General features: G+C 61.8%; 8 protein-coding genes. 3 read left to right on the top strand and 5 right to left on the bottom strand.

The genetic code is table 11. The features are described from left to right. A partial coding sequence (locus A3728_RS18090) for a phosphatidylglycerol lysyltransferase domain-containing protein (RefSeq protein ID WP_150120877.1) occupies positions 1–1,385 on the top strand: 1,385 nt, incomplete at its 5' end. 39 nt (positions 1,386–1,424) lie between these two features. On the opposite strand, the gene A3728_RS18085 is transcribed toward A3728_RS18090, so the two are convergent. The 5 genes from A3728_RS18085 to A3728_RS18065 form a co-directional block, all read right to left on the bottom strand. Continuing rightward, positions 1,425–1,757 carry a cytochrome o ubiquinol oxidase subunit IV gene (locus A3728_RS18085; RefSeq protein WP_067926946.1) on the bottom strand — a complete coding sequence of 111 codons (333 nt, stop codon included), beginning with the start codon at positions 1,755–1,757 and terminating at the stop codon, positions 1,425–1,427. Continuing rightward, complete coding sequence (locus tag A3728_RS18080) at positions 1,754–2,386, bottom strand: cytochrome c oxidase subunit 3 (protein ID WP_067926943.1); 633 nt, start codon at positions 2,384–2,386, stop codon at positions 1,754–1,756. The genes A3728_RS18085 and A3728_RS18080 overlap by 4 nt, the downstream gene beginning before the upstream one ends. After that, a complete protein-coding gene (locus A3728_RS18075) occupies positions 2,383–4,467 on the bottom strand; it encodes a cbb3-type cytochrome c oxidase subunit I (RefSeq protein ID WP_150120876.1) in 2,085 nt (694 codons plus the stop codon). Before A3728_RS18075 ends, A3728_RS18080 begins: the two co-directional genes overlap by 4 nt. Then, entirely contained in the window at positions 4,460–5,314 is an 855-nt protein-coding gene (locus A3728_RS18070) for a cytochrome c oxidase subunit II (RefSeq protein ID WP_161487198.1), read from the bottom strand. The genes A3728_RS18075 and A3728_RS18070 overlap by 8 nt, the downstream gene beginning before the upstream one ends. 179 nt (positions 5,315–5,493) lie before the next feature. Beyond that, positions 5,494–7,251 carry a DUF7282 domain-containing protein gene (locus tag A3728_RS18065; protein WP_067926936.1) on the bottom strand — a complete coding sequence of 586 codons (1,758 nt, stop codon included), beginning with the start codon at positions 7,249–7,251 and terminating at the stop codon, positions 5,494–5,496. 251 nt (positions 7,252–7,502) lie between these two features. Between A3728_RS18065 and sorT the strand changes: the two genes are divergently transcribed. Together sorT and sorU are read left to right on the top strand one after the other, a co-directional pair. Then, entirely contained in the window at positions 7,503–8,687 is a 1,185-nt protein-coding gene (gene sorT / locus A3728_RS18060) for a SorT family sulfite dehydrogenase catalytic subunit (protein WP_067926932.1), read from the top strand. Between the two features lie 58 nt (positions 8,688–8,745). Next, positions 8,746–9,489, top strand: coding sequence for a SorU family sulfite dehydrogenase c-type cytochrome subunit (sorU, locus tag A3728_RS18055; RefSeq protein ID WP_067926930.1), 744 nt, complete (start codon positions 8,746–8,748; stop codon positions 9,487–9,489). Positions 9,490–9,645 lie beyond the last annotated feature (156 nt).

Genomic DNA, 9,645 nt, shown 5'->3' with positions numbered 1-9,645 from the left:
CCCTGGGCGCATTGGGGGGCGGCGTGGCGGCAAGCCTTGCGAACGGACTGGACTATGACAGGGCGCTGGTCCTCGGGCTCGCCCTGCTCGTCCTGTTGCCGACGAAGCGTGAATTCTACCGCTCGACCCGCCTCACACGCAATGTACTCAGCATCCGCTGGATGCTCATGATGGCCAGCCTCGGTGTCGCGGTGCTGGCGATCCTGTTCTTTGCGCACAAGGCGACCCCCTATGCCAACGAACTCTGGTGGCAATTCGCGGCCGATCAAACCGCGCCGAGGGCGTTGCGCGCGGCGCTCGTCGGCTTCATCGCTTTCGGGCTGATGACCCTGGTCTTCGCCCTGAGGCCGGGCGCCTTTTCCCATGACCTCGCCACGCCGGAGGAGCTGGAGCGCGCCCGGACGATCATCGAAAATCAGCCCGACCCCGAAGGGAACATCGCACTGACGGGGGACAAGAGCCTCCTGTTTTCCGAAACCGGCAGATCATTCCTCATGTACCGCATTCAGGGCCGGACATGGGTGGCATTGCACGAACCTTTCGGCGATCCGGACGAGTTCATGCAGCTCGTCTGGGAATTTCACGATGCCGCCTATGCCGCAAACGCGCGCCCGGTTTTCTATTCCGTCTCGGCCAATTCCGTGCCGCTCTGGCTCGATATGGGTCTTTCGCTGGTCAAAATGGGGGAGGAAGCCGTTATCCGCCTCGATGCATTCAGCCTGGATGGAAGCCATCGCAAGAGGCTCCGAACCGTCCACAACCGCGCCCGGCGGGATGGATTGAGCTTCGACATGATCCCAGCGCCGATTTCGCCCGAGACGATGACAACCCTCAGATCCATCTCGGACGAATGGCTGCGGTCCAAACCGGGGGGAGAAAAGGGTTTCTCGGTCGGGTCCTTCGACGCCGAAAGGCTTGCCCGTTTTCCGGTCGCCACCGTCAGCTACGAAGGTCGGATCGTTGCCTTTGCAAGTCTGTGGCTGACCAACGCAAAGGAACAGGCCGCCATCGACCTCATGCGTCATGTGGAAGGGACGCCCGCGGGGCTGATGGACTTTCTCTTCACGGAGCTGCTGCTGCACTTCAAGGCGGAAGGTTACCGTGAATTCAGCCTTGGCAATGCACCGCTCTCAGGGCTCGAAGCACGGCGCGGGGCGAAGCTGAGTTCCCGCCTCGGCGCGTTCGTCTACCGGCACGGAAGACAGTTCTACAACTTCGAGGGCCTGCGCAATTTCAAGGACAAGTTCGATCCCGATTGGCGGCCTGTCTATATCGCCCTGCCGCCGCGCGCCAATGTCCTTGGTGTCGCGACGGATGTCGTAACGCTTATCGGGGGCGGCGTGCGCAGCACGCTGGGCAGGAAAAAGACCAAGGTCGATGCTTGATCGGATGGGTTCGGAGGACCCCTGACCCGTCGCCAAACGTCACATCATGCGGGCAAACTGGTTGAACAGGATCCAGATCGTGCCCCCCACCATCATCACGATGATGAGCGAGGTGAACAGGATCATCAGCAGGTCGTCCCGGTGCGACTTTCCAAGGTCGATGTGCAGAAAATATCGGAAATGCGCAACGATCTGTAGAACAGCCAGCACCGATACCACGCCCAGCGTCCAATAGCGCGGCAACACGGACAGCCAGACAATACCAAAGGCGGCAAGTGTCAGGGTCAGCGTTACCGCGGCACCGGTCAGGTAGTGGCGCAGCTCCCTGCCGTGGCCCGGCAGTTCGGAATCGGGAAAACGGTCGTCGTTCATCGGGCAACTCCGGAGAGGTAAACAAAGGTGAAGATGGCGACCCAGACAACATCCAGCATGTGCCAGAAAATCGACAGGCGCAGGATCCGCAGCTTGACGTCGGGCATCAGCCCGAAGCGACCGATCTGGATCAGTAGGACGAGCATCCACACTGTCGCGGCGATAACGTGCAGGCCGTGCATGCCGACCAGCAGAAAAAACACCGACAGGAACCCGCTGCGCTGGGGCGGCGCGTCATCATGAACAACCAGGCTATAGAAATCCCAGCCTTCCATCGCGACAAAGACAAGCCCCAACGCGCCGGTCGCCAGCATCCACAGAACCAGCCCGCGCCGATCATCCTGATACTTCAAGTGCAGCGCCGCCATCCCGAACGTCACGCTGGAGGCAAGCAACAGCAGCGTTTCGATGAAGGGGTTGCGCAACTCGAACAGCTCCGCAGGGCCGGGGCCGTCGGCCAAACCATGCACACTGGCGTCGGCATAGGTCGCCAGTATCACGGCGAACAGCACGAGGTCTGACATCAGGAATATCCAGAACCCGAAGACCATCGTCTCGGCCTGACGGTGCGTTTCGGCATGAGCCTGACCGAGGTTCAGCCCCCCGTGAAGGCGATTGCTATGGCTCATGGGGAAACCTCCGCAAGGCCCCGGTTCTGGCGCGTCGTCTCTGCGAACCTGTCAACGGGGCGGGCGCTTTCAACCTCTGCGAGCCATGCGCGCTCCTTGGCCGCCACTTCGCGCGCCGGGATCACGCGCGCGATGTCTTGCTGAAAGCTGCGCACGATCACGATAACCCAGATGCCGGTAAAGGACAGCGCGACCAGCCACCAGATCTGCCATGTGATGGCAAAACCGAACGCCGCAGCAGCGAGGCCGATCAAGGGGGCTGTCGCCGAATTGCGCGGCATCTCGATATCTTCATATCGTTTCGGTTCACGATAGGCGCGGCCATCCTGTTTGGCCTCCCAGAAATCATCGTGGCTTCTGACCTGCGGCAGCATCGCGAAATTGTATTCAGGCGGGGGGGAGGAGACCGACCATTCCAACCCGCGACCGTCCCATGGATCGCCCAAGGGTGCGGCAAGGCGGTCGCGGTTCCTCACACTCACCCAAAGCTGGATGAAAAGACAGGCAAGACCTGCAAGGATCAGCGCCGCACCGGCCAGCGCCGTCAGCAGATAGGGAACATACTGCGGTTCGAACCATTGCGAACTTCGGCGCATCGCCCCCATTAGCCCCAATGCATAGAGCGGCATGAAGGCGAGGTAAAAGCCCCCGAACCAGCACCAGAAGGCGGCCTTGCCCCAGCGTTCGTCGAGGCGGAAGCCGAAGGCCTTGGGAAACCAGAATTGCACCCCTGCTATCATTCCGAACAAAAGGCCCGGGATCAGCATGTTGTGAAAATGAGCGACAAGGAACAGCGAGTTATGTACTGCGAAATCGACCGGCGGATTGGCGAGGATCACCCCCGTGAGCCCCCCGATCACGAAGGTAACGAGGAATGCCACCGAAAACAGCATCCCCGTGGTCAGGCGGATCCGCCCGCGATACATCGTCAGCAACCAGTCATATACCTTGACCCCGGTCGGCACGCCAATGGCCATGGTGGCCACGCCGAAGACCGCATTCAGGTTGGCCCCCTGCCCCATCGTGAAGAAATGGTGCAGCCAGACGGTGAAGGACAGGACCGCGATCACCATGGTCGCATAAACCAGTGATCTGTACCCATAGAGCGTCTTGCCGGAAAAGGTCGCGATCACCTCCGAATAGATGCCGAATGCAGGCAGGATCAGGATGTAGACCTCCGGATGGCCAAAAAGCCAGAACAGGTTCGCATAGTTCATCATGTTGCCGCCCGACCCGGCGGTGAAGAAATGGAACCCCGCGTAGCGATCCAGCGCCAGCATCAGCGTGGCCACCGTCAGCGGAACCATGGCAAAGATCATCAGGATGGACGTGCACAGCGCCGTCCAGCAGAACAGCGGCAGACGGAACAGCTCCATCCCCGGGGCGCGGTTCTTGTAAAGCGTGGTCGCGAAGTTGATGCCGGTCAGCGTGGAGCCAAGCGAACTGAGCGTTACCGCCCAAATCCAGTAGTCCACCCCCACACCGGGGCTGAATTCGATCCCGGTATAGGGCGGATACCCTGTCCATCCGCCGGTGGAGAATTTGCCAACGACGAGCGAAATCATCACCAGCCCCGCCCCGGCGGCTGTCAGCATCAGGCTGATGGCGTTCATCCAGGGAAAGCTCATGTCCCGCGCCCCGATCTGCAGGGGCATCACGTAGTTGATAACACCTGTCAGGAAGGGCATCGCCATGAAGAAAATCATGATCGTGCCATGGGTGCTGAAAAGCTCCCCGAAATGCTCGGCAGTCACGATACCGGCGTCATTCACCGCGAGCGCCTGCTGAAGCCGGATCAGTGCCGCCTCCACCACCGCGCGGGCCAGCATGATGCCGGCGATCACGATATACATGATGCCGATCTTCTTGTGATCGAGGCTGGTCAGCCAGTCGCGCCATAGCGGCCCCCATCCGCGATAGACGGTGAGCAAAACGGCAACCGCCAGCGCCCCCAGCACCACCAACCCACCTGCCGCTGCCGCGATCAGCTCTGACAGGGCGGGATGGTTCCACGCGCGCAGGAAAGGCAGGGCCTGCCAATCAAGACGGCCCAGCAACCAATATGTCATCTCGTCATTCATGGGCCACCCCGTCCGGGCCAGTCGCGGCCTTGCCGGCGGCGGCAACAAAGGGGTCGGCCATGATCCGGCCAAAGACAAGCGGTTCGTTCAGCACTTCGCGCTTCTTCAGGCGGGAAAGGGCTGCGTCATCCAGCGCGGGTGCATCGGCGGTAAGCTCGGCCAGCATCGGTTCGAATTGTTCGCCTTCCACCACTTCGGCCACAAATTTCTGCTCCGCGAAGCCTTCGCCGTTGAACTGCGTATTCTGGCCCCGGTAGCGGCCCAGGGCATCGGCTTTCAGGTTCAGTTCGGTGACCATCTTCGGCATCGCGTATATCTGCCCGCCCAGCTGCGGGATCATGAAGGACTGCAGAACCGTCGCGCTGGTCAGACGGAAGCGCACCGGGCGATCCACCGGCAGGATCAGGCGGTTCGCGAGCGCCACGCCTTGCTCGGGATAGATGAAAAGCCATTTCCAGTCATAGCCTACCACCCGCACCTCCAGCGGGGGGCCACCCGGAAGCGGCGCATAAGGATCGAGGTTGTGCGATTCCTTCCAGAGATTCCACCCCAGCACCCCCACGAGCACAGCAGGAACCCCCCAGATGACTATTTCGGCCAACCAGGAAAATTCCCATTCAGGGCGATAGTCTGCGTCAGAACTCAGGCGATAGCGCCAGAGGACGAAGGCGACGCCTGCGAAAACCGGCAGGATGACGATCAACATCAGCCAGACGATGGTGAGCATGTGGGATTGCTGGGCCTGTGCAACCGGTCCTGCCGGTGCGAACAGCCCCAGACCGTTTTCGCAACCGGAAAGGGGGAAGGCAAATATCAGCGGCCAGAGCTTATGCGAACTTCGGCTCAATTCCATTCCTTGGCCTCAAAAATATACAGTAACCCTGTTTGCCGCTGATCGGTCAAATGCCCATGGCACCAATCCTCACGTTTCCGAAAAGAAAACCAGCCCCCCCGCCTTAAGTTTCAAATTTCCATTCGCAAAAACGCACGTGCGGCCGGCGCAGGGCCGGCCGCGTGTCATTCACCTCAGGGCTTTTGGCCCTCGGGCAGCAGCAGGAGCCCGGTGTAGGTGTCGAAGTAATCGGCATAGGCGAGCGCCTCGCCCACCACGCCGTTGTCACCAGCCTTGATCGACCGGATCGGGTGGCTGCCCCCTTCGTTCTGGCCGAAGACGGTAAAGCTTTGACCCGCTGGCAGCCCACGTGCAGTGATGTCGATTTCGTCCACCCCCGCGACATGCCGGATATTGGCCGAGGCGCTGGCCCCTTCCGCCCCGCGCACTTCAATCGCGATGTTCTCCACGCGGTTTCCGAGACCCTGCTCGCCAAGGTTAGCCCCTTCGGCCCCCGGCGCGGCATTGGCCACGTAGATCAGGGCCTGCGGGTCCTGCCCCACGCTCAAGGTCTTGATGACCTCGTTCGTCGCGGTGTCGATGATGTCGACCGCATCGGATTTCTGCAGCACCACGTAAAGGCGACTGTTGTCAGGGCTGGGCCAGATACCGTGCGGCGCGACGCCGGAATGTTCGATCTTGCCGATCTCTTCCGGTTCGCCGTCGGTGCGGCGGAAGATCTTCGTCTGGTTCAGGCCGCCCACGGTGACATAGGCGTAATCGGTTCCGTCCCGCGTCACGAAGTTCGGGTGGTTTGTCCGCGGTCCGGTTTCAAGCACCGCCTTCACCTTGAAGGTGCGGGCGTCGATAACGGTGGTATGTCCGGTGCCGGGATGACCGAGCCACAATTCCTTCCCATCGGGTGTGACCGCTTCGTCCGCCGATCCCCCGGCCTGTTCTGGTACGGCGATCTCATCCATCACCTTGCGGCTGGCCACGTCGATCACGGCAACGGTATTGGCGAAGAGGTGGTTGACGAAGGCATGCGCCCCATCAGGGCTGAAAACCACCTTCGAAGGGCCCGATGCGGTGGTGATCCGGTCCTGAACCTCACCGGTTTCGCGGTCGATGACCGAGACATAGCCTTCGCCCCGGATTGCCGCCCAGACCGTTTTGCCATCCGGCGACACGAATGCCTCATGCGGGGAACGGCCGACATAGGCGGTGGTCTGAACCTTGTTCGTCGCCGGATCGAGAACTTGTACCGCGTTGGACGAAACACTGACCACGCTCACCGCACTGCCGTCGCGGGCAAAGCCCAGACCATGCACGTTCTCTTCGTGCTGATCGACGGGGGCCATGTTCTTTTCGATCCGCTGTGCGCCAAGCGTGATGGTGCCCAGCACCTTTTCTTCTGCCGGGCTGATCACGGTGACGGTGTTGGAACTCTGATCGGCGGTATAGACCCGGTCCCCCGCCGCGATAGCCTGTGCGCCGGGCAAGGCGGGTGCCTGCCGCGCGGTAACTGTATCGACCGCGATCGGGATCACGACCGGCTTGCCATCGACCATCACGGGCGTGTCGATGTCGGTCGTTCCCTCGCCAAATTCATAAACCCGCGCGACACCGCTATCGGTGTGCAGCATCACGAAGAGCTTGTCACCGGCGGCAACGGGGGCACCAATCGGCACGGTAACGTGTTCCACCCCTTCGGGCACATAGGCGTTGCCGATCGATTGCGGCACAACGGGTCCGCCACCTTCGGCAACCGCGTGTACGACGACAAAGCCCGAACCGTTCAGGCCCGTTACATCGACCGACAGGGTCCCGGCCTCAACCGAGGGGTTCGTGACACTGACCTGCTGCGCCTGAACGGTCGCTGTCTGCGCGGCAACGGCCAGCGCGGCGAGCGCCGCAAATCGGCATGACTGATGAACTTTATTACTTGGCATTAAATCCTCCTTTATGAGCGCGCCTTTCGCGCCCTTGGAAGAACAACGGCGCGCAGGGTGCGTTTATTCCGCAGGGTCAGGTCACGAGATCGAGAGCCGGGAGAGAGCGCGGGCCCGGGCTCCGGCCCCTTCCGGGCGGCCGATATTTTTTTCCGACACGTGGGAATAAAATGCGCCCCCGGCACGTCACTCAGTCATGAAGCCGCTGCATACCGTGGAATGCAACGGTTCCGAACCCCGGGAGGAAAGACATGAAAATGATAGAGAACGTAAAGCGGCGCCACTTCCTGATCGGCTCCGCCGGCACGATGGCCGCCGCTGCCGTCGGCATGCCCGCAGGCGCGCAGGACAGCGACAACCCGCTACCGGACTACGTATCCTGGAAGGACGCGGAGGACGTGATTGTCCATTCCAAGCAGACACTGGAAACGAAACGCGCCGCGCAGGGCTCTGAACTGATCACCCCCAGTACCGAGCTTTACATCCGCAACAACCTGCCCGCTCCTTCCGACGATATCGTGGCAAATCGCGACGCATGGGAGATCGAGATCGACGGCGTCGCCAATCCCGGAACGATGACCGTGGGCGACATGAAGACGCTCGCCGTTGAAACGGTGGTCTGCGTGCTGCAATGTTCGGGCAACGGTCGTGCCTTCTTTGACCATGAAACCAGCGGCACGCAGTGGTCGGTGGGTGCTGCCGGCAATGTCGTCTGGACAGGCGTACCAGTGCGCGCGGTGATCGACGCGATGGGCGGGGCCGCCGAGGGGGCGAACTTCCTCACCGGCACGGGGGGCGAAGAAATCCCCGAGGGCGTCCCGAAAGAGACGATCCAGGTCGAACGTTCGGTGCCCATGGCCGCGATGGATCACGCGATCCTCGCGTGGGAGATGAACGGAGAACCCCTGCCGCTGGCCCATGGCGGACCGTTGCGGCTGGTGATCCCGGGCTATTACGGCGTCAACAACGTCAAATACCTCAAGCGGTTGGCCCTGACCGAAGGTGAATCCCCCAACAAAATCCAGCAGACCAGCTATCGCGTGCGCCCCGTGGGCGTGAAGGGCGATCCGTCCCAGCCTTCGATGTATGAGATGAGCGTGAAGTCCTGGATCACCGGGCCGCTGATGGATGCCGCGACCGGAAAGGTCCAGATCCACGGTGTCGCCATGGGCGGGGTCAGCGACTTGGAAAAGGTCGAAGTATCGATCGACGGCGGGCAAAGCTGGGCCGAGGCGCAGTTTCTCGGTCCCGACCTCGGCCCCTATGCATGGCGGCCCTTCGTGATGATCACCGATCTGGCCGAGGGCACGCATACGCTGGCCAGCCGCGCCACGGCGAAGGACGGGCTGAGCCAGCCCGAGACCTTCCCCCCCAATGAGCGGGGTTACGGCAACAACGGCTGGCGCGTCCATGCCGTCGATGTGACCGTCAGCTGATCTGAATGACCGGCGGCACGGGGTGCCGCCGGATCCCTCACAAACCGGAGATATACTTATGACCACGCGAACGACGCCAGCCTTTGGCGGCGCAGTTTTCCTCGCCCTTATGGCAGGCGCGGCGAGCGCCGGGGCCGACCTCGATGCGGGGCGCGAGATTTTCACCGAAACCGCGCTGCCCGCCTGCGCCGTTTGTCACGCGCTCAAGGATGCGGGATCGGAGGCCGAAATCGGCCCCAACCTCGACGAATTCAAACCGACAGTCGATCAGGTCCGGGCCGCTGTGACCAGTGGCATCGGAGTGATGCCAGCCTTTGCGGAAACCCTCTCCAAAGAGCAGATCGAAACCGTCGCGCAATACGTGGCGCAGGTGACCGGCGGCGCCGATACCGCGTCGCAACCCGAATCGGAGGGCACGACCGAAGCGGCCTCCGCCGATATGGATACGGAAATGCCGGGCGCGGACATTCTGGCCGCCGGTGAGCCGGAGGCGGGGGAAAAGGTCTTTCGCAAGTGCAAGGCGTGCCACACCGTCGATGAGGGCGGGCCAAACCGGGTCGGCCCGAACCTCTACGGTATCGTGGGCGCGCCCGTCGCCTCTGTCGAGGGCTTCGGCTACTCGGATGCGCTGATCGAATATGGCGGCGACTGGACGCCGGACCGTCTTGCGGCTTTCCTTGCCAATCCACGCAAGGAGGTGAAGGGCACCAAGATGGGGTTCGGCGGACTGCGCAAGGAAGAAGATCAGGCCGATGTGATCGCCTACCTCGACAGTCTGGCAAAAGACGCGGCAGCCGACTGATCCCGCCGGAACGAACCGCGCCGACAGGCTCGCCCCCCGGAAGTGTCCTTATGACACTTTCGGGGTTTTTTGCTGGCCTCGCACTTCAGATAGCTTTTGATCAGATCGACCCTTTTTGCGGTCCCCTTCCATCGCGTCAGATAGGTGACGCCGATG

This window comes from Sulfitobacter sp. HI0040 (genome assembly GCF_001634885.1).
Classification (GTDB): Bacteria; Pseudomonadota; Alphaproteobacteria; order Rhodobacterales; family Rhodobacteraceae; genus Sulfitobacter.
The sequence above is the reverse complement of the archived record's forward strand: the minus strand, read 5'-3'. Positions and strand labels throughout refer to the sequence as shown.